Annotated in this window: 22 protein-coding genes; all 22 read right to left on the bottom strand. The window is 44.5% G+C overall.

Annotated features, from left to right (window positions below; all coding sequences use genetic code 11):
* Positions 1 to 124 precede the first annotated feature (124 nt).
* The 22 genes from glgA to spoIIIAA all read right to left on the bottom strand — a co-directional run bounded on the left by glgA (position 125) and on the right by spoIIIAA (position 19,540).
* Entirely contained in the window at positions 125 to 1,567 is a 1,443-nt protein-coding gene (gene glgA, locus G5B11_RS00185) for a glycogen synthase GlgA (RefSeq protein WP_173726419.1), read from the bottom strand.
* Positions 1,568 to 1,658: 91 nt separating this feature from the next.
* A complete protein-coding gene (spo0A, locus tag G5B11_RS00180) occupies positions 1,659 to 2,465 on the bottom strand; it encodes a sporulation transcription factor Spo0A (protein WP_158420599.1) in 807 nt (268 codons plus the stop codon).
* Between the two features lie 155 nt (positions 2,466 to 2,620).
* Positions 2,621 to 3,829: a SpoIVB peptidase gene (gene spoIVB / locus G5B11_RS00175; RefSeq protein ID WP_173726418.1), complete on the bottom strand. Its 1,209-nt coding sequence runs from the start codon at positions 3,827 to 3,829 to the stop codon at positions 2,621 to 2,623.
* Between the two features lie 104 nt (positions 3,830 to 3,933).
* Positions 3,934 to 5,622 carry a DNA repair protein RecN gene (gene recN / locus G5B11_RS00170; RefSeq protein ID WP_173726417.1) on the bottom strand — a complete coding sequence of 563 codons (1,689 nt, stop codon included), beginning with the start codon at positions 5,620 to 5,622 and terminating at the stop codon, positions 3,934 to 3,936.
* 35 nt (positions 5,623 to 5,657) lie between these two features.
* On the bottom strand, positions 5,658 to 6,110 hold the full coding sequence (gene argR / locus G5B11_RS00165) for an arginine repressor (RefSeq protein WP_173726416.1): 453 nt from the start codon (positions 6,108 to 6,110) through the stop codon (positions 5,658 to 5,660).
* Between the two features lie 97 nt (positions 6,111 to 6,207).
* Positions 6,208 to 7,068, bottom strand: coding sequence for an NAD(+)/NADH kinase (locus G5B11_RS00160; protein ID WP_158420596.1), 861 nt, complete (start codon positions 7,066 to 7,068; stop codon positions 6,208 to 6,210).
* A 9-nt stretch (positions 7,069 to 7,077) separates the two neighbouring features.
* Positions 7,078 to 7,893 carry a TlyA family RNA methyltransferase gene (locus G5B11_RS00155; RefSeq protein ID WP_173726415.1) on the bottom strand — a complete coding sequence of 272 codons (816 nt, stop codon included), beginning with the start codon at positions 7,891 to 7,893 and terminating at the stop codon, positions 7,078 to 7,080.
* A gap of 1 nt (position 7,894) precedes the next feature.
* Positions 7,895 to 9,754 carry a 1-deoxy-D-xylulose-5-phosphate synthase gene (gene dxs, locus G5B11_RS00150; RefSeq protein WP_173726414.1) on the bottom strand — a complete coding sequence of 620 codons (1,860 nt, stop codon included), beginning with the start codon at positions 9,752 to 9,754 and terminating at the stop codon, positions 7,895 to 7,897.
* A 13-nt stretch (positions 9,755 to 9,767) separates the two neighbouring features.
* Positions 9,768 to 10,655, bottom strand: a complete 888-nt coding sequence (locus tag G5B11_RS00145) for a polyprenyl synthetase family protein (RefSeq protein ID WP_173726413.1) — start codon at positions 10,653 to 10,655, stop codon at positions 9,768 to 9,770.
* The gene (gene xseB / locus G5B11_RS00140) at positions 10,639 to 10,869 is read right to left on the bottom strand and encodes an exodeoxyribonuclease VII small subunit (RefSeq protein ID WP_158420593.1); all 231 of its coding nucleotides are present in this window, start codon (positions 10,867 to 10,869) and stop codon (positions 10,639 to 10,641) included. The genes G5B11_RS00145 and xseB overlap by 17 nt, the downstream gene beginning before the upstream one ends.
* Positions 10,857 to 12,071, bottom strand: a complete 1,215-nt coding sequence (xseA, locus tag G5B11_RS00135; protein ID WP_173726412.1) for an exodeoxyribonuclease VII large subunit — start codon at positions 12,069 to 12,071, stop codon at positions 10,857 to 10,859. The genes xseB and xseA overlap by 13 nt, the downstream gene beginning before the upstream one ends.
* Complete coding sequence (gene nusB, locus G5B11_RS00130) at positions 12,064 to 12,465, bottom strand: transcription antitermination factor NusB (protein ID WP_158420591.1); 402 nt, start codon at positions 12,463 to 12,465, stop codon at positions 12,064 to 12,066. The genes xseA and nusB overlap by 8 nt, the downstream gene beginning before the upstream one ends.
* 32 nt (positions 12,466 to 12,497) lie before the next feature.
* Positions 12,498 to 12,884 carry an Asp23/Gls24 family envelope stress response protein gene (locus G5B11_RS00125; protein ID WP_158420590.1) on the bottom strand — a complete coding sequence of 129 codons (387 nt, stop codon included), beginning with the start codon at positions 12,882 to 12,884 and terminating at the stop codon, positions 12,498 to 12,500.
* 71 nt (positions 12,885 to 12,955) lie between these two features.
* Complete coding sequence (locus G5B11_RS00120; RefSeq protein WP_173726411.1) at positions 12,956 to 14,545, bottom strand: peptide chain release factor 3; 1,590 nt, start codon at positions 14,543 to 14,545, stop codon at positions 12,956 to 12,958.
* Positions 14,546 to 14,665: 120 nt separating this feature from the next.
* The gene (locus G5B11_RS00115) at positions 14,666 to 15,388 is read right to left on the bottom strand and encodes a SpoIIIAH-like family protein (protein ID WP_158420588.1); all 723 of its coding nucleotides are present in this window, start codon (positions 15,386 to 15,388) and stop codon (positions 14,666 to 14,668) included.
* Between the two features lie 11 nt (positions 15,389 to 15,399).
* A complete protein-coding gene (locus tag G5B11_RS00110; protein ID WP_173726410.1) occupies positions 15,400 to 15,741 on the bottom strand; it encodes a hypothetical protein in 342 nt (113 codons plus the stop codon).
* Entirely contained in the window at positions 15,722 to 16,282 is a 561-nt protein-coding gene (locus G5B11_RS00105; protein WP_173726409.1) for a stage III sporulation protein AF, read from the bottom strand. The genes G5B11_RS00110 and G5B11_RS00105 overlap by 20 nt, the downstream gene beginning before the upstream one ends.
* Positions 16,279 to 17,433: a stage III sporulation protein AE gene (locus tag G5B11_RS00100; RefSeq protein WP_173726408.1), complete on the bottom strand. Its 1,155-nt coding sequence runs from the start codon at positions 17,431 to 17,433 to the stop codon at positions 16,279 to 16,281. Before G5B11_RS00100 ends, G5B11_RS00105 begins: the two co-directional genes overlap by 4 nt.
* Complete coding sequence (locus G5B11_RS00095; RefSeq protein ID WP_158420584.1) at positions 17,430 to 17,816, bottom strand: SpoIIIAC/SpoIIIAD family protein; 387 nt, start codon at positions 17,814 to 17,816, stop codon at positions 17,430 to 17,432. The genes G5B11_RS00100 and G5B11_RS00095 overlap by 4 nt, the downstream gene beginning before the upstream one ends.
* A 75-nt stretch (positions 17,817 to 17,891) precedes the next feature.
* Positions 17,892 to 18,086 (bottom strand): stage III sporulation protein AC, encoded by a 195-nt coding sequence (gene spoIIIAC, locus G5B11_RS00090; RefSeq protein ID WP_158420583.1) that lies wholly within the window; start codon positions 18,084 to 18,086, stop codon positions 17,892 to 17,894.
* Positions 18,087 to 18,107: 21 nt separating this feature from the next.
* Positions 18,108 to 18,626, bottom strand: a complete 519-nt coding sequence (locus tag G5B11_RS00085) for a stage III sporulation protein AB (protein ID WP_158420582.1) — start codon at positions 18,624 to 18,626, stop codon at positions 18,108 to 18,110.
* Positions 18,620 to 19,540, bottom strand: coding sequence for a stage III sporulation protein AA (gene spoIIIAA / locus G5B11_RS00080; protein WP_158420581.1), 921 nt, complete (start codon positions 19,538 to 19,540; stop codon positions 18,620 to 18,622). Before spoIIIAA ends, G5B11_RS00085 begins: the two co-directional genes overlap by 7 nt.
* Positions 19,541 to 19,570 lie beyond the last annotated feature (30 nt).

Raw genomic sequence — 19,570 nt, 5'->3', positions numbered from 1 at the left:
TTGTATTTTTCATAATGCGAACCTATGTTCGTGTTTTCTGCTACCATAGTATAATAAATCTGTGTTTCTGTCAAGTCTTTCCTGCAAATAAGAATGGATTATCTTTCGACAAAATATGACAGGATCAGCCAATCAGCCAATTGTACATCTCTTCATATTGCCGTGCAGAATGACCCCAGGAGAAATCCTGTGCCATAGCTCTGTCGATCATCTTATTCCATTCACGCTTCTTATCATAGTAGATACGCTCTGCATAACGAATGGTACTAAGCATCTCGTGTGCATTGTAATTACAGAACGAAAATCCTGTACCAGTGCCTTCAAACTCATTATAAGGCTCTACCGTATCCTTCAGTCCCCCTGTCTCCCTGACAATAGGAAGAGTACCATAACGAAGGCTCATCAGCTGGCTCAATCCGCATGGTTCAAACAGGGACGGCATCAAAAATGCATCAGCTGCTCCGTAAATGCGGTGGGACATACCCTCATCATAATAAATCTGTGCAGATACCTTGCCATGATATTTCCAATCAAAATGACGGAACATATTCTCATAACGTTCCTCACCTGTACCAAGCGCAACGATCTGTACTGCATCCTGGCAAAGTTCATCCATAATATACGCGATCAGGTCGAAGCCCTTCTGGTCTGTCAGTCTTGAAACAATACCGATCATCATAGTTTTCGGATCCTGATCCAGTCCCAGATCCTTCTGCAGCTGGATCTTATTCTTGATCTTCTCTTTACGGAATGTAGTTGCATTGTACTTGGAAGAAAGGAAAATATCTGTATCCGGATTGAAATCATTGTAGTCGATACCATTTACAATGCCCCGAAGGCTTTCGGAACGTGCACGCAGCAGTCCATCCAGACCCTCCCCGTAAAACGGAGTCTTGATCTCCTCAGCATAAGTACGGCTAACAGTAGTCACTGCATCTGCAAATACAATACCACCCTTCAGGAAATTAGCATCTTTGTATGCTTCCAGCTTGTCCGGAACAAAATAGTAATCAGACAGCCCGGTAATTTCTTTGATGGTCTTTACATCATACACACCCTGGAATTTCAGATTGTGTATAGTCATAACTGTCTTGATTCCCCAGAAAAATTCATTCTGCTGGAAGCTGTCATGCAGATAAACCGGCACCAGGCCTGTCTGCCAGTCATGACAGTGGATCACATCCGGTCTGAATCCGATCACAGGAAGAACAGAAAGTACTGCCTTTGAAAAGAATGCGAACTTCTCCAAATCCCATGGTACAGTATCATAAGGCTTCGGACCACTGAAGTAATATTCATTGTCAATGAAATAGAACTGAATCCCGTCATATTCCATCCTGAGAATTCCAACATAACAGTTCTTATATCCCAGATCCATATAAAAATGGGTAACATATTCCATTTTATCTTTCCATTCCTGCCGCATGCAGGCATATTTCGGCAATATTACCCGAATGTCAAAATATCTCTTATCAAAGCACTTCGGCAGAGATCCGACTACATCTGCCAGTCCTCCTGTTTTAATAAAAGGCACTGCCTCAGACGCTGCAAAAAGTATATTCTTCATCCGTAAATTCCCTCCTTGGTATGGATTCACTGCATTCTCCTTCTATGTCCGGAGAACCGTATTACTGCTTTTATTATACCCTATATCCTTTCTAATGGAAAGAGCGATTTTTATATTCAAGTCTTATTTTGTCTGCGATCAGGGCAATAAATTCTGAATTGGTAGGCTTTCCTTTTCCTGTACTTACCGTATATCCAAACAGTGCATCTATGGTATCCATTTTTCCTCTACTCCATGCTACTTCAATAGCGTGACGGATTGCTCTTTCTACTCTGCTTGGAGTGGTCTGGTGTCTTTTTGCTATAGTAGGATACAGGATCTTTGTAATGGAATTCAGCATTTCCATATCATTCACAGACAGGATGATGGCATCTCTTAGATACTGATATCCTTTGATGTGTGCCGGTACACCGATCTCATGGATCACATTTGTTACATCCCGTTCCAGGTCACCCTGTGAAAAGCAGCCACCCTCTTCACTTTTTCCCTGTCTTGAAATTTCTTTTCTTCTTCTGTCACCCAGATGCCTTGCATGCTTGATCCTATTCAGCAGCATCTGATTGTCAAAAGGCTTTAACATATAATATTCAGCCCCAAGATTAAAAGCATCCTCTGTGATCCGTTCCTGCCCTACTGCCGAAACTACGATAAACGCAGGAATCTTTTTCAGCACACTGCTATGTACACATCTTTCCATTACGGAAAGTCCGTCCATCTTAGGCATAATAATGTCCAGGATCACCACATCCGGCTGCTTCTCCCTGATAATGTTACAGATTTCTTCTCCATTGTGTGCTTTTCCTACCAGTGAAAGTTCTTTGTCTTCCTCGATCATACGTCCCAGTACTTCTGTCATTTTCTCGTTATCATCCGCAATAGCCACATTTAACTTTTCCATGAGGCATCTCTCCTCCTAACCTGTTACCTCTTTTTACTAGATTAACAGTTGCTATTATAGTGGAATCCAAATGGGGAAATCAAGCCGAAAGTGTCGGTTTCACTGGATTTTCGTTCGATAACTTTCGACTTTTATCCGCCATATCCAACCATTTTTTACCCTTTTTCCACCAGCATATTTTCAATAAAAATGCCGTATCCGCTGGACGCATCCTGCACAAACACATGAGTTACAGCCCCCACGATCTTTTTGTTCTGGATCACCGGACTGCCGCTCATCCCCTGCACGATCCCTCCGGTTGCCGCAAGAAGCTTTGGATCTGTCACATGGATCACAAAACTCTTATTACTGTCCTGATGATTCATGTCTATTTTTGTAATTTCTGCTGCATATTCTTTTACTTGTCCGTTTACACTGCATAAAACAGATGCCGGACCTGTTTCCATTTCCTGTTTGTAGCCAATTTTCATTTCTTTTAAAGCAATTCCGTCCCCACCTAAGCTTTGATATTTTCCGTAAATCCCATTTGCCGTATTTTTTGTAATGGAGCCCAGCACATTTCCCACATTATAGCGAATTAATCCAGACAATTCACCAGGATTGCCTTTACTTCCCTTCTGAATGCCCAGTATCTGGGTTTTGTATAAAGAACCGCCTGTAATAGACAGTAGCTCTCCAGTATCCACATCACTGATTCCATGTCCCAGTGCTCCGTAATTTCCTGCTGCGTCCACATAAGTCAGAGTACCAATACCCTGGGTGTCGTCTCTTACCCAGATTCCAAGCTTGTAATCTCCTGTCTGATCTTCCACAGGCATCAAAGATACCTTTATCTTTTTCCCCTGTCTGTTCAGGGTAAGGCTCACTTCCTTCCCGTCAGTTTTTTTCAGATCCTTTATCAGTTCCTTTTTGCAGGATACTTTTTGTTGATTAAAAGCAACAATATAATCTCCCGGCTTTACAAGATCCTCAGCAGGCGTTATCTGTTTTCCGTCCCTGGAAAGAATTTCCCCTGTATCAATGATCAGTACACCTTCTGTTTTCATATACATACCTACTGTACTTCCGCTTACCAAAAGGCTGGTGCTTTCTGCTGGTATTACCTTCACATCCTTAAAAGGGATCAGGCCAAATAAACGACAGGGCAAAAAATAAGCCCCATCCCCGGAAACAGGCACTGTGTCTTCAAATGTAACAAAGGGACGGGCCAGCATTGCAGACACGTCCTGATCCTTCCCTTTTTCCACATGGATCTCATCCGGTATTTTCAGGTTCAGGTATCTTATACCCAGGATTCCTATCACCAGCAGATCCAGCCCAAGACACCATAAAAGGAAACGTCTGTATCTTTTCTTTGGGTTCATTTTTGTCACATCCTTTTCCTTTGTATTTATCATCTTCTATCAAAAAAGAGAGAAAAGCCGGATACCTGCTCCGGTCATTCCTCTCTTAGTATGTGATGAATCTTTTATTTCAGTCTTGTATTTTTATGTACCAGTGCCAATTCTTTCATTTCCCTTGCATTTTCCAGCACTGCATCTGTGATCCTTGCACCGCCCAGGAGCCTTGCAAGCTCCCGGATAGAATCTTCACCTTCTAGCGTATGAATCTGGGTGATCATTTCATTATTTTCCACATGTTTTTCGATTTCAAAATGGGTATCTGCCATTGCAGCGATCTGAGGAAGATGAGTAATGCAGATCACCTGATGATGTCTGCCGATCACTGCCATTTTTTCGGATACTTTCTGAGCAGTCCTTCCGCTGATACCAGTATCGATCTCGTCAAAAATAAGAGTTTCAATCTGATCTTTATCTGCCAGGATCGCTTTCAGCGCAAGCATGATCCTTGACAATTCACCACCGGATACGATCTTGCCAAGCGGTTTCCTGCTTTCTCCCGGATTGGTAGATATTTCATATTCAATAACATCATATCCTGCAGCTGTACAGCTTCTGGCTTGTTTGAAGGAAATGGCAAAATCCACATTGGCAAAATTAAGATCCTGCAATCCCTGGATCACTTTTGCTTCCAGCTGTCTGCTATATTCTTTCCTGATTTTTGATAATTCATCCCCATTTTTTTGGAGAACTTTTTCACACTGACAAAGTTTTTCTTTTGCTTCCTGATAAAGCTGGTCATATTGTTGTATTTTTTCCAGTTTTTCCATTTGCTGCTTCTGATATTCCAGGATCTTTCCTATGCTTTGACCATATTTTGCTTTCAGCCCATTGATCTGATCCAGTCTGCGTTCTGTCTGTTCAAAGGTTTCCTGGTCAAAAATCATATCCTCCATATAAGAAGACAGCTCCCGGTTAAAATCGTTCAGCAGACTGTCCACTTCTCCCAGCGAACTTTCCAGTCCAGCCAGTTCTTCATCATATTCTGAGACTCTGGACAATTCCCTGAGTGCTTCTCCTACCAGATCTCCTGCACTGCTTCCTTCATATCCGGTAAAGCCTCTCACAGCCTGCAGAGCATCCACGATCTTTCGTCCATTGGACAATTTGCGGTATGTCTTTTCCAGTTCCTCGTCTTCTCCTTCCCTAAGGACGGCCTTTTCGATTTCCCGGACTTCAAATTCAAGAAAAGCAGACTCCCTGTTTCTCTGTTCCTCATCCATGTTAAAGGCCTGAAGCTCTTTCTCGCATTTACGATATTCTTTATAAGCCTTTTCTACTTTTTCTTTTACTGGCTGTATTTTTTCTTTTCCATAGATGTCCAGGATCTCCAGCTGTTTATCCGGATACAGAAGAGACTGGTGCTCATGCTGGCCATGAATGTCGATCAGGCAGGCTGCTGCTGCCTTCATCTGGGATACTGTGCAAACTTCCCCATTAATCTTGCTGATGCTCCGGCCTTCCATAATCTTCCTTGACAGAAGTACCTGACCATCCTGTGGATAAATATCCATAGATTCCAACGCCTGTTTTGCTTTTGTATTTTCAACTTGGAATAAAAGCTCCACCAGGCCGTAGGATGCATTCTCACGAATCATCCCCCTGGAAGTCTTGCCTCCCAGGATCAGCTGTATGGAGCCTAAAAGAATGGATTTTCCGGCGCCCGTCTCACCAGTAAGGATATTCAGTCCAGGGCCAAATTCCACTTCTATTTCTTCGATCAGTGCAAGGTTTTTTACGTGCAGATGAACCAGCACAAAAGCCACCTCCTTATTTTATGCAAAACGCTGTCTTAACTTCCTACAATCTCATTCAGCTTCTTTACCACACTTGCTGCCTGCTCAGATGTCTTGCAGGCACATATAATAGTATCATCTCCGGCTATACACCCAAGGATCTCCGGCCATTTCAATGCATCCAGCGCTGTAGCCACAGCCATGGCCATACCTGTAACTGTCTTTACCACTACCAGATTTTGTCCAGTATCCATGGAGCTCACTGCATCTTTCAGCACTCTGGAATACTTATCTCCAAGCTCTGAAGAACCGTGATCCAGGATCGCATAACGGGATTTACCATCCTTTACCGTTACCTTTGTAAGCTTCAATGCCCGTATATCTCTGGATACTGTAGCCTGCGTCACTTTAAAGCCTGCCTGATTCAGCCTGGCAGCCAGTTCTTCCTGAGTATCTATATCATATTGCCGGATCAATTCGATAATTTTTTCATGTCTTGCTAATTTCAATTTTCATCCTCCCTGATCCAGATGCTGTATCCTTTCCAACTATTTTCGTAACTGTTCAATACCCTTACAATTACGAAACAAAAATCATCTTTAGTTCTTAACTGTCTCGCATCTTCTGACGGATCACTTCCACAAAACTCAAATGGTTTAGTTTCAGGATCTTTGTCTTTTCCTCTGCCCTGCGAATCACGATCCGGTCACCAGTAACTAAATGGATCACCGCATCACCATCAAAAGCGGCAACTGCCTTTTCCTGATCCTCATGCCTTCCCTTCCCAACTTCCACAGTAATCACATCTTCTGCTGGAAATACAATGCTTCTTGAATTAAGTGTGTGAGGGGCAATGGGTGTCATGATGATCATGGTGCCGCTTGGAGATACAATAGGGCCGCCTACAGACAGGCTGTATCCTGTAGACCCGGTAGGTGTGGACAATATGATACCATCCGCATTGTAGGAATTCAGATATTCATTATTTACGAAATTCTTGAAACGTACAACCCTTAAAGGCCCTTCCCTGCCGATCACAATATCATTCAGTGCCAGATCACTGCCGATCACCTGATTGCCTCTGTATACAGTGCCGGACAGCATCATCCGTTCTTCTACCTCATAATCTCCACGCATCAGCTTGTCAAGAGCCTGATACACAGACTGTCTGTCTACCTCTGCCAGAAATCCAAGTGTACCCAGATTAATGCCCAGAAGGGGAATCCTGCAATGAACCACATCCCTGGCGGCCTGAAGCAAAGTACCGTCTCCTCCCAGCACGATCACACACTGGGTATCCTCAGGGATCTTCTCCGGATCAGTATAATGATAGGGCCCATCCTGCTTCCGTTTTGCCATCTGCACCTGACAGGCCTTTCCATGACTTTTCAGATAGGACACGATCATGTCTGTAAAAGACTGATCCTGATCTTTTTCACTGTTTGTGATCACATAAAACTTATCCATTTGATCCACCTATTTCCTGTCCAGCATACCATGGGCTTCTTCTACTATAGACTCTACCGTGGTCTGCAGCTGATCTGTGACCAGGACTCCTTCCGGACGCTTTTGCAGATGAAGCAGATATTCTATATTTCCCTCCGGTCCCTTGATCGGTGAAAAGGACAGATGGCATGGCTCCAAACCAATCCCCATGGCAAAATCACGAACCTTTTCGATCACTTCTCTGTGAACCTGCGGATCACGGACAACTCCTTTTTTGCCTACCTTTTCTCTGCCCGCCTCAAACTGAGGCTTGATCAGGCATACGATCTCTCCATCTTCTTTCAGAAGCTGCCGTACCGGCGGCAGTACCTTTGTCAATGAAATAAAGGACACATCAATCGAAGAAAAATCAGCAGCCTCTCCCAGATCCTCTGGAACCACATAACGAATATTGGTTTTTTCCATGCAGACCACTCTTGGATCATTGCGAAGCTTCCAATCCAGCTGACCATATCCTACATCAATGGAAAATACACGGACAGCCCCGTTTTGAAGCATACAGTCTGTAAAACCTCCTGTGGATGCTCCAACATCCATACATACCTTTCCGTCCAGATGAATGTCAAAATTCTTCATGGCCTTTTCCAGTTTCAAACCGCCTCTGCTTACATAGGGTAATGTATTTCCGCGCATCTCGATCTTTACGCCTTCTCCGAACATGGATCCGGCTTTATCTTCTTTTTGTCCGTCTACATACACATCTCCGGACATAATATATGCTTTTGCTTTCTCTCTGGAAGAAGCAAGTCCATGCTCTACCAATAAAATATCCAGTCTTTTTTTCATATTATGAAATCCCCGTTTCTACTGTCTGTGCGATCTCTGCTGCAGAAAGTCCGACCTTGCACCGAAGGCTGTCAATACTGCCCTGAGGCACAAATCTGTCCCAGATAGCAATGGGTATCACCCTGCATCCCGGATGGCATGCTTCCATATAGGCACATACATGCTCTCCAAAACCTCCGCTTTTTACATTTTCTTCTACGGTAACAAACAGCTGATGGTCTTCTGCCAGTTCATCCAATAAGGCTGTATCCAAAGGCTTTATAAACCTGGCATTTACAAATGTGGGATCTATTCCCTGTTCTTTCAGAAGCTTTACTGCATCCTGACAAACAGACACCATGCTGCCAACTGCCAGTATGGCTGCCTTTTTCCCTTTGGAAAGGATCTCTGCCTTTCCACGGAGGATCGGTGCCTGAAACTGCTGAAACTCTGTACATGCTGTTCCTTTGGGATAACGGATGGCATACGGTCCGTCTCCATTTACTGCTGCTTCCAGCATAGCTTCCAGCTCCCAGTCATTTTTGGGTGCCATTACTGTCATCCCTGGCATCATGCTCAGATAAGAAAGGTCAAAATTCCCCTGATGGGTCTCTCCATCTGCGCCGACCAATCCTGCCCGGTCAATGGCAAATATTACATGAAGCTTCTGCATACACACATCATGAAGGATCTGATCCACTGCCCTTTGAAGGAAGGAAGAATACACCGCCACCACAGGAATGATCCCTCCTAGGGCCAGTCCTGCTGCAAAAGTGACTGCATGCTCTTCTGCGATCCCCACATCAAAAAAGCGGTCAGGAAATGCCTGCTGAAATGCTTTCAGTCCGGTTCCCTCCGGCATAGCTGCCGTAATAGCTGCAAGCTTTGTATTTTCTTCTCCAAGCCGGACCATTCCTTTGGCAAATACATCTGTATAGGTAGGTGCTTCTTTCACAGTCAGGGCTTTTCCTGTCTGTATATCAAAAGGTCCCGTACCGTGGAACCTGTCCGGATAGGTACTTGCAGGCTTGTATCCTCTGCCCTTTTCCGTGATCACATGTACTACAACTGCCCCTTCCACCCTTTTAGCTTCATTGAACAGCTTCATCATCTGCCGCATATTGTGGCCATCCACAGGTCCCAGATAGGTAAGTCCCATATTTTCAAACAACATTCCAGGAATAAAAAGCTGTTTGATACTGCTTTTGGTACGGCGGACAGCATCTACCATAGCTGTTCCCACTTTAGGAATCTTTTTGACCGCTTTTGTAACTCCTATCTTCATTCCTGTATAAGCCTCTGCTGTACGCAAAGCACTTAAATACGTAGACATTCCACCAACATTCTTTGAAATGGACATATTATTGTCATTGATCACAATAATAAAATTCGTATCCAGTTCCGCTGCATTATTCAATGCCTCGTAAGCCATACCGCCGGTAAGTGCCCCATCTCCGATCACAGACACCACATGGTTCTTCCTGCCCAAAAGATCCCTGGCCCGAACATAGCCAAGTCCTGCAGATATGGAATTGGAGCTGTGTCCTGCATCAAAAGCATCACAGTCACTTTCCGCTCTCTTAGGAAACCCGCTTAAACCGCCTTCTTTACGAAGAGTGGCAAATGCATCCTTTCTTCCTGTAAGGATCTTGTGGGTATAAGCCTGATGTCCCACATCCCAAATCAGCTTGTCCTCTGGGAAATCCAACACATTATGAATTGCAAGGGTAAGTTCTACTGCTCCCAGGTTTGATGCCAGATGGCCACCGGTCTTGCTTACAGATTCAATAAGAAACTGACGGATTTCATCCGCCAGCTGCGGAAAATCAGCAAGTGCAATCTTATGAATGTCATTTGGCTTATTTATCTTTTCCAGAAACATCCGTATCCTTCTTTCACTTCCTGCGTCCCACCAGTTCCCTTACCAGTGTATCCAGGAATTCATTTTTTCGACCCAGGCTATCCAAAAGAGCTACTGCCTCCCCGGATAAGTCTGCTACACGCTCTGAGGCTTTGCTGATCCCCATAAGTGTTACATATGTAGTCTTGTTGTTTTTCTCATCACTATGTACCGGTTTACCCAGTTCTTCCTGGGAACTGGTAACATCCAGAATGTCATCCCTGATCTGAAAAGCCAGGCCTATGTTCTTTGCAGCCTGGTCGATCACTGCCAGTTCTCTTTCATCTGCTCCTGCCAAAACTGCTCCTGTCAGCATAGAAGCCTGAATCAGCGCAGAAGTTTTGTTCTCATATATATAATCAAGTATTTCCCTTGAAACAGGCTTGCCATCATTCTCCACGTCTACACTCTGGCCCCCAAGCATCCCGTACAAGCCGGTATTATGGGTCATGATCTCCATAGCGCGGATCACAGCCTGTGGTCTTTCGGTAAGGGCAAATGCCTTCAGCATAGTCTCATATGCATAATTCAGAAGAGCGGCTCCGCTTAAAACTCCCATAGCTTCCCCATACACTTTATGGGTAGTAAGTCGACCCCTGCGGTAATCATCATTATCCAGCGCAGGAAGATCATCATGTACCAGGGAATGGGTGTGGATCATCTCAATCGCAGCCATAAAAGGCTCTGCCACATGCCCGCTTCCGCTAAACAGTCGAAATGTTTCACCAAGAAGTATGGGGCGAAGCCTTTTTCCCCCTGAGCATACGCTGTAATTCATAGCCTCTGCCAGATGAGCGGCAAAACCTTCTTCCTTCGGCAGATATCTGCAGATTATCTCTTCTGCTTCTTTTGTTTTTTCCTGTAATTCACTTTGAAAATTCACTGAATGTCCCATCCTCATTGATCTGCAGCATTTTTTTCTCTACTGTGTCCAGTTTCTCGCTGCAATACTTTAACAATTCCATTCCTTTTTTATACAGGGCAAAGGATTCCTCCAGGGATGTTTCCTGATCCTCCAGCCTGTCTGCCAGTCTGTCGAGTTCCTGAAAAGCAGTCTCCACAGACAATTCATCCTGTTGTTCTGTTACTTCAGCCATGGCCCCTCCTTATTTGTACCTATTACCTCTGTCTCAACCCTTCCATCTGTGACAGCGATAAACAGCCTGTCCTTTTCTCTGATACCTTCAATGCTGGTAACTGCATGTCCCTGGATATCCGTTACATAGGAATATCCCTGATTCAGTTTCCGAAGGGGCGACAGGCCTGCATACTTCTCCAGATATAACGCAAGAAGATTCCGTTTCTCACGGAGTTTTGCCTCCATTCCTTTATAAAGCCGCTCTTCCATATCAGCTGCATACTGCTGTCTGTCCCGCAGCCTTCCCTGCGGATTCAGATACTGCATCCGTACCTGATACTGATCAAGCCTGCTCTTAAGCAGCTGCAGTTTGCCCCACATGGCACGATGCAGCCGTTCCCTGCCGGAATCGACTGCGTCCACAATACTCTTATAATCAAACACTGCCAGCTCTGCAGCGGCAGACGGAGTAGGTGCCCGCAGGTCTGCCACAAAATCAGCAATGGTAAAATCTGTCTCATGACCTACCGCTGAGATCACGGGAGTTTGACACTCAAAAATAGCTCTGGCAACCCTTTCATCATTAAAGGCCCACAGATCCTCTATGGATCCGCCACCCCTGCCTACAATGATCACATCCAGATCCAGCCCGTCCAGGATCCGGATCCCTTTCATAATACTTTCCGGAGCTCCTTCCCCCTGCACAAGAGCCGGGTACAAAACGATCTGCAGATATGGATTGCGCCGCAGGGAAATGTTACGGATATCCTGCACTGCAGCCCCTGTTGGTGCAGTCACAACTCCCAGGCGCTTTACAAATCTGGGAATCTCCTGCTTGTATTCCTGAGCAAACATGCCCATCTCTTCCAGTTCCTGCTTCAGAAGCAGAAATCTGCGATACAGATCACCTGCTCCTTCCAAAGTGATCTCCCTGGCATACATCTGATACCTGCCATCACGCTGATAAACATCAATAGTACCGGCTACCACAACCTGATCTCCATCCTTCATACGGAATGCCAGGCCTTTTCTCTGACCTGCAAACATCACACAGGAAAGGGTGCCTGTCTCATCCTTCAAGGAAAAATAGATATGTCCGCTGGTATGGTACTTACAGTTGGATACTTCTCCCTTAACCTGAAGCTTCTGAAGGAAGTAATCCTGGGTAAACATATTACGCACATAGCTGTTTACCTGTCCTACAGAGTATATATTATTCATTCGCCAGCTTACCAAGAATACCGTTCACAAAAGAACCTGAGGCTTCCCCGCCAAAGCGCTTGGCCAGTTCCACTGCCTCATTAATGGCAACCCCTGTAGGAACATCCGGATCATACTTGATCTCATAAACAGCCAATCTTAAAGCTGTAAGATCCACACGGTTCATTCGCTTTGTCTTCCATCCATGGCTTGTCTCATTCAGCTGTCTGTCAATATCCTCCAAATGCTCCAGTACATGATTATATTTCTCCCGGATATACTCCAGATCCTTCTCTTCTCCTTCAGCAAGGCCTTCAAAATAAAGCTGCACTTGCTCTCCCATCTCATCCTGGGAATTAAACTGGGTCATAAACAGAAGTTTAAAAATATGTTCTCTTAGTTCCCTTCTTCGCATAATATCCTCCCGCAATCTAAAAAAGGAAAGCCTTACTTTCCTTTTTCATTCTCCATATCTACGCTGGCAATGTGGATATTCACATCTGCCACTTCAAGCCCGGTCATATTCTCGATGGAAGATTTAACCTTTTCCTGGACTGTCTTGCTTGTCTCCAGGATATTCTTGCCATACTGGATATTCAGGGTAAGATCTACACGTACGATCCCATCCAGTACTTCCACCTTTACGCCTTTGGAAAGACTCTTCATCCCAAGCTTGCTTACCAGCTCATTCGTAATATTCCCAGCCATGGAAGCAACTCCATCAACCTCTGTAGCTGCCAGACCGGCAATGATCGCAACTACTTCGTCTGCAATATTCACTTCACCAATGCCGCCAAGATCCTGTATTTTATATGTTGTTCTCTTTTCAGCCATATGATAACCCTCCTAAGGTGTTATATTCAGTTACCTGTAATTATATCAAATCACCCAATAAATGAAAAGGGTTATTTGCTGAATTCCGTCAATATTAAATCCGGATTTCTGTCCTGTGTCATTCCCACACTCCACGGATTTACAAAGAGAAGAAGCGGATTTCCCTTAAGATCTGTTACTTTCTTCATATCTGAAGTACCGGTAATACTGTCCACATCTACTTTGTCTTTATTGGCGATCCACCGGATATGCTCATAAGGAAGATTCTCCAGACGAATCTCCACATTATACTCATTCTCCAGGCGGAATTTCAGCACATCAAACTGAAGCACACCAACAACTCCCACAATAATCTCTTCCATGTTTCCAAACAACTCCTGGAAAATCTGGATCGCTCCTTCATGGGCGATCTGTGTGATCCCCTTTACAAACTGCTTTCTCTTCATGGTGTCCAAAAGGCGCACTCTTGCAAAATGCTCTGGTGCAAAGGTAGGAATCCCTTCAAAAGCAAATTTCTTGCCAGGCACACAAATAGTATCTCCGATAGAAAAAATACCAGGATCAAACACACCGATAATATCTCCTGCATAAGCTTCATCCACCACATGTCTTGACTCTGCCATCATTTGCTGTGGCTGAAGAAGACGCATCTTCTTTTCTCCCTGTACATGATATACCTCCTGGGAAGCATCAAACTTACCGGAACAGATCCTCATAAAAGCGATTCTGTCTCTGTGCGCTTTATTCATATTTGCCTGGATCTTAAATACAAAGGCAGAAAAATCATCTGACATAGGATCCACCAGTCCTGCATCTGACATTCTTGGAAGAGGAGAAGTGGTCATCGCCAGGAAATGCTCCAGAAATGTTTCCACACCAAAGTTGGTAAGTGCAGATCCAAAAAATACAGGGGTTAATTCTCCCTTGCTTACAAGCTCCTGATCAAAATCAGCACTTGCACCGTCAAGAAGTTCAATTTCTTCAAGAAGCTGCTCTTTCTGTTCCGGATCCATTACCTGATCTGCTCTTGGATCCTGAAGCGTTATCTCCTCAATATGGCCTTCCTTTGTTCCTTTCTGAGTATCAGAAAACGTAAGGATCTTCTCTGTATTCCGGTCATAAACACCACGGAATTTTTTACCGGAACCAATGGGCCAGTTGATGGGACAGGTTGCAATCCCCAGTTCCTTCTCGATCTCATCCAGAAGATCAAATGTATCATTGGCATCCCTGTCCATCTTATTGATAAAAGTAAAAATAGGAATGTGTCTCATAACACATACCTTAAACAGCTTTCTGGTCTGTGCCTCCACACCTTTGGAACCATCAATGACCATAACTGCAGAATCTGCGGCCATTAATGTTCTGTAAGTATCCTCAGAGAAATCCTGATGTCCCGGCGTATCCAGAATGTTAATACAATATCCATCATAATGAAACTGAAGTACAGAAGATGTAACAGAAATACCTCGTTCCTTTTCGATCTCCATCCAGTCTGAAACTGCATGACGGGCCGTTGCCTTGCCTTTAACACTTCCGGCCAGATTAATGGCTCCGCCATACAGCAAAAACTTCTCCGTCAGCGTGGTCTTACCAGCATCCGGATGTGAAATAATAGCAAAGGTCCTTCTTTTTTCTATTTCTTTCGTATATTTTGACACAGTATGCCTCCTGCAAAATGTTCTGTCATAAATAGGTTTCCCATAATAACTCATAAACATTCCTATTCTAGTATACAGAAAGCTTTCCTGTCAAGGGAATTTCCTCAGTAAGGGGCTATGTTAGTCATAGATTCCATCCGTTTCAACCAGATCATCGCTTTTTGCATTCCCTGCTGATGTTTCTTCTGCCTCCTGGTCTGGTATCTGGCTGATTCCCGCATCCTTATTGCCGCTTTCCTCAGCGCTCTGGCTTAAAGGAGTGATCACAATATTTTCCGGTGCGATCCCTGTCTTTCGTTTTACAATATCCTCGATCTGCGCTCTTCTGGCATCATCCAGATCTGTATCCGGCACTACGATATCCGCAGTTTCTCCTGTAAGATTTACAATCACATTCTCAAAGCCTTTGGCTGAAAGAAGCAGTTCTGCTGCCGCCTCTTTTTCCGTCAGTTCAGTGACAGATACCATGGTATTAATAGCTTCCTGCTTCTGCTCCTCTCCAATGTCCTGGTTGTTGATAATATCCTGAAGATCTGCTTTATTCTGGGAACGGATCTGCTCTCTGGAAAGCTTTGCCTGGGCAGCAAAACCGGATGCCCCTGTAAGTACGGCTTCTCCCGGAGCAGTCACATCCTCCGTATCCCCGGTGCCATCTGCCCCGTTCTCATCCAGAAGGGCTGTTTCATCTGTCAGGTCATAATCCACATCTTCAAGGATACTGCTGCTGGCCTCCTGATCCTTAAAGCCCAGATCCACATCCGCAAAATTAAGATAGCCTGCTGCTGCGATCAGAATTGCCAGGGAGGTGATGATCACCTGATTCTTTTTTAAACCTTTTTTCACTTTTCCTCTCCTTATATCATTTTTATTACTTTAATTCTATGGGCTTCCACCTGAAATAATGCCATCACAGCCTGCTGAATCTCTCGTACTGTCACCGGATCATCAGCTCCCTGGGCAGCGATCAGCACTCCTGTGATCAATTCGCTGTTATCATTGCCAAAGCCAAAGGTGCTTTTTTCATTTCCTGTCATAAGCATGACTTGTACCTTTCCCACGCCTTCCACGCCGGAAAGCACCTGCTGAAGCCTTTGTTCCAGAGCAGAGGCATTCCCCTGCTCCTGTATCTCTTCCCTGGCAGCATTTCCCACACGATTATCCGATCCAGTCTTTTTTTCAGTAGGAACTGCTATCACCCCCAGAAGAAGTCCCACCAGAAAAAGTGTGATCCACTGTGTCCGGTTTATTTTTTTTAACCTGGATCTGGCAGTTTCCAGCAAGGATCCCCCATTGTCCCAAAAGCTCATCCTTCAGCCTCCTCTCCAGTTCCTGATCCGGTTCTGATTGCAGATACAGCACGGCTTTTACGTTTTCTCCCTCTATTAGTACTTCCACCTTTTCAGCTTTCATGTTCTTTTTCATTAAATCTTCTGCTATCTCTTCTTCCAGCTGTTGTTCAAGGCTTTTCCATATAAACATTTTCTGCAGATTTTCCCCTTCCTGTACTTTTCGCTCCTCTTCTTTCTTGTCATACAAAATCTGAAAGCTTTCTCCTAATTCTTCTGCCTTTCCAAACAAAGTGAATACAGGAATCAGAAGTATCAGGATCAGCAGCAGTCCCATAAAAAAACGTACATATTTTTCATATTTTCCTGCTGGCACCAGATGAAGCACCATTGTAAAAAGAAGATAAAAAACAGCCAGGTTTTTGATCCAGGCATACAGATTTTCTTTCATCCGCCTCCTCCAAAGCTTAATGTAAGGATAATAAACATAAGCATACACAACACTTCAGCTGTAAGGAGGATCCTAAGAAGCAATCCGCAGCCTTCTCCCATAGTAGTCAACGCACCTACGATCCTTTTATCAGCTACAGGCTGGGCAAGGGCTGCCAGGAAACGATATGCAAGACTTAAAAAGCCATAATGCAATACAGGTGCAGCAGCTGTGACCAAAAGAGCCAGAAGAGCTGCCACACCTACACAGTTTCTTACCAGTACACCCGTTGTAACCACCAGTTCTGTAACTGTATTTACCGCATTTCCTATACCAGGTATCGCACTAGCAGTTTTTCCAAGAGCGGTCCGTTTCAGTGAATCCATCACCGGTGCCACCATTCCTTTTACAATCTGCAGTCCTGTTACGATTCCAAGCAGGCTTTTCATTCCCCATCGGATCAGACTTTCCAGAAGATCTGCCAGCTTGCTGAGCATGCTTTCTTTTGTCAGATGATTTACCAGACATAACAGAATGTACAGATTTACACCTGGCAGTAAAAATGCAGTCAGGATCCACTGGATCATCCAGGTCAGCATAAGGATTCCCTGATAAAAAACAGCTGCTGTGGCAGCTCCGGTGGAGGCCGCTACTGTCATAAAATAAGCTGGTGTAAGAACCTTCATAAAATCACAGATCCACCCAAGGCTTCCGGAAAGATTACAGGACAACTGTGCAAAGGAATTCATGATCATAATAAACAGCAGAAGATATAGCATATAAAATGTGATTTCTACAGCCTGTCCGTCTTCAAATACTGCTGACAGATTTGTAAGAAACGCTGTTCCAAGGATCAGAAGCAGGATCCTGAGCAAAGTGTCTTTTTCTCCTTTTACAAGGTTAAAAAAAAGGCCCTGCAGAAATCCCTGCAACACCTCTTTTGAAACTTCCTGGTTCCCGCTTAGTATTTTTTTTACTGCATCTGCAAAAGAAAATTCCCCTTTGCCCAATGCCTGATCCAGCATCTGCTGAATCCCTTCAAAGTCCATCTGACCAATAAGCTGCTCCTGTACAAAATCATCACCTGAAGCCATTGTCTCTCCCTGGGCACAGTCTGTCCAGGCCAAAAAGACAAAGCATATAGCCAGCCATTTTATCATCTTTTTTTTCATATCAGAAAACTCTCAACTGTTTCCAGCAAAGCCATAAGTACAGGAATACACAAAACCAGCACAGACAGTCTGCAAAACAATTCAATCTGCACACCGGTTGCCTGATATCCTGCATCCTTACAGATCCCGGACGAAAACTGTCCAATGTAGGTGATCCCCATCATTTTTATCAGGGTCAGAAAATAGCTTCCATCCACAGGCAGACTTTCACTGATCTGATCCAGTGCCTGAAACAGATAGGCAATTTTTCCTACAGCCAGGCCAAGGATCGTAAGCCCAATACCAAGGGTGATAAAGCAGGTATATTCCGGCCTTGTGCCCTTCATAAGAAATCCCAGTATTACACCACATACTCCAAGAAGAGAAATCTTGATAATATCCATGGATATCTGCCTCCTGCTGACTTTATAGTCTGTAACTGTTCAGTATTTTTCCAGAAACAAACTGCTGGACAGTTACTAAAGTTCAAACAATTGCCGGATACTGTCAAACAGTTCATATATATAAGGTACGATCCAGAATAAAACAACCAGAAGTCCTGCCAGGCTAACCAGAAATGCCTGTTCATCCCTGCCGCTGTGTTTCAGCACCTGGGACAGCACGGAGACCAGGATCCCAACTGCAGCAATTTTAAAAATAATACTGACCTCCAAGGTCTCCTCCTTTCATTCCCTCTACCAGACCAGCACTGCTGCCAGAAGCCCTCCAAGCAGTCCAAGACTCTGATACACTTTCTTTTTTGCAGGAATCTGTGCCCGCACTTCCTGAATGTGCTGTATCAGATTGCTTTCATACAATTCAAGCTGCCTGCATTGCATTTCCACATCCAGATATCCCAGCCTGCTGCCAAGAATCAGAAATTCTTCCTGCTCTTCCCGGGTCAGTTCCAGTCTTCCCAGATACTGTTCCCCACACTCTGCAAAAATCTGTGCAAATGTCTTTTCAGTATTTTGCGCCAGTTCCCTGCTTACTGCCAGAAAAAAGCCCCTGTATTCCCCGGAAAGCTTATTCGCTCCATCTGCAAAAGCCTCTTTTAGAGACAATCTTCCGTAGCGTATCTCACCCTTTAGATAAACCGTCATCTGCATACACATATTCAGTGCTTCCAGTCTTTGAGTAAGACGGCAGGAACCGGAAAAGCCCAATCCTACACCTGCCAGAACCATCAGAATCAATCCTGCATCTTTCAGCATAAATTTCCATTCCTGTCATATATTCCCTGGATCATGCCTGCATGTTCCCCTGTGCCAAGAAGAATATATCTCTGAAAAACCCGGTCTTTCCACAATTTCCGGAATAAAGGCTGCTCCAGCACATCCTCCATGGAATCGCCGTGAGCAGTGGCGATCAGTTTACAGCCACAATGGATCACAGACTCAACTGCCTTATAATCGTCTTCTTTTCCCAGCTCGTCCACTGCCACAACAGAAGGTGACATAGAGCGGATCAGCATCTGCATTCCCTCTACTTTGGGACATCCGTCCAGGATATCAGTTCTTGGTCCCAGATCATTCTGAGGAATCCCCTGATAACAGCCTGCCAGTTCACTTCGTTCATCCACCACACCAACGGTCAGTCCAGGTATACCTTCCCTGCCATTACTTAACTGTCGTATAATATCTCTTAACAAAGTTGTTTTTCCGCATCTTGGCGGCGAAACGATCAATGTATGTGCCACCCAGGTATTCTTCTGGATATAAGGCATGACCGGATCAGCACACCCAAGTACCTGGTGTGCCAGCCGTACATTAATACAGGAAATGTATTTCATCCCACGGATCTGATTTCCGTCCAGGATCACTTTTCCTGTTACTCCTACCCTGTGTCCACCCTGTACACTTAAAAATCCCTGCCGGATCTCATCCTCATAAGCATACAGCGAATATCCGCTGACGTGCTCCATAGTTTCTTTAAGATCCTCACGGGTAACCAGGTACTGTTCTTCTCCCTGTTTTCGCAGGAAACATTCTCCACCGTCATAGGAAACAAATAAGGGTCTTCCCACACGCAGCCGGATCTCATACAATTTTTCATAATCCAGTCTGGCATCTACAAGCAGCCTTCGAATATTTCCAGGAAACAGGTTCTGTATCTGATTTGCGTCTATTTTCTATCACCTCTTTAACAATAACAATAT

The organism is Blautia glucerasea, assembly GCF_013304385.1.
GTDB classification, from domain to species: Bacteria; Bacillota; Clostridia; order Lachnospirales; family Lachnospiraceae; genus Blautia_A; species Blautia_A ammoniilytica.
Note: the sequence above shows the minus strand (reverse complement) of the source record. Positions and strands in the feature narration are given on the sequence as shown.

What these genes read in the sequence shown, in the direction of transcription:
- glgA (WP_173726419.1), bottom strand. Translation starts at nt 1,567, where the DNA reads ATGAAGAATATACTTTTTGCAGCGTCTGAGGCAGTGCCTTTTATTAAA.
- spo0A (WP_158420599.1), bottom strand. Translation starts at nt 2,465, where the DNA reads ATGGAAAAGTTAAATGTGGCTATTGCGGATGATAACGAGAAAATGACA.
- spoIVB (WP_173726418.1), bottom strand. Translation starts at nt 3,829, where the DNA reads ATGAACCCAAAGAAAAGATACAGACGTTTCCTTTTATGGTGTCTTGGG.
- G5B11_RS00160 (WP_158420596.1), bottom strand. Translation starts at nt 7,068, where the DNA reads ATGGATAAGTTTTATGTGATCACAAACAGTGAAAAAGATCAGGATCAG.
- G5B11_RS00155 (WP_173726415.1), bottom strand. Translation starts at nt 7,893, where the DNA reads ATGAAAAAAAGACTGGATATTTTATTGGTAGAGCATGGACTTGCTTCT.
- dxs (WP_173726414.1), bottom strand. Translation starts at nt 9,754, where the DNA reads ATGTTTCTGGAAAAGATAAATAAGCCAAATGACATTCATAAGATTGCA.
- xseB (WP_158420593.1), bottom strand. Translation starts at nt 10,869, where the DNA reads ATGGCTGAAGTAACAGAACAACAGGATGAATTGTCTGTGGAGACTGCT.
- xseA (WP_173726412.1), bottom strand. Translation starts at nt 12,071, where the DNA reads ATGAATAATATATACTCTGTAGGACAGGTAAACAGCTATGTGCGTAAT.
- nusB (WP_158420591.1), bottom strand. Translation starts at nt 12,465, where the DNA reads ATGCGAAGAAGGGAACTAAGAGAACATATTTTTAAACTTCTGTTTATG.
- G5B11_RS00125 (WP_158420590.1), bottom strand. Translation starts at nt 12,884, where the DNA reads ATGGCTGAAAAGAGAACAACATATAAAATACAGGATCTTGGCGGCATT.
- G5B11_RS00105 (WP_173726409.1), bottom strand. Translation starts at nt 16,282, where the DNA reads ATGAAAGAAAATCTGTATGCCTGGATCAAAAACCTGGCTGTTTTTTAT.
- G5B11_RS00100 (WP_173726408.1), bottom strand. Translation starts at nt 17,433, where the DNA reads ATGAAAAAAAAGATGATAAAATGGCTGGCTATATGCTTTGTCTTTTTG.
- G5B11_RS00095 (WP_158420584.1), bottom strand. Translation starts at nt 17,816, where the DNA reads ATGGATATTATCAAGATTTCTCTTCTTGGAGTATGTGGTGTAATACTG.
- G5B11_RS00085 (WP_158420582.1), bottom strand. Translation starts at nt 18,626, where the DNA reads ATGCTGAAAGATGCAGGATTGATTCTGATGGTTCTGGCAGGTGTAGGA.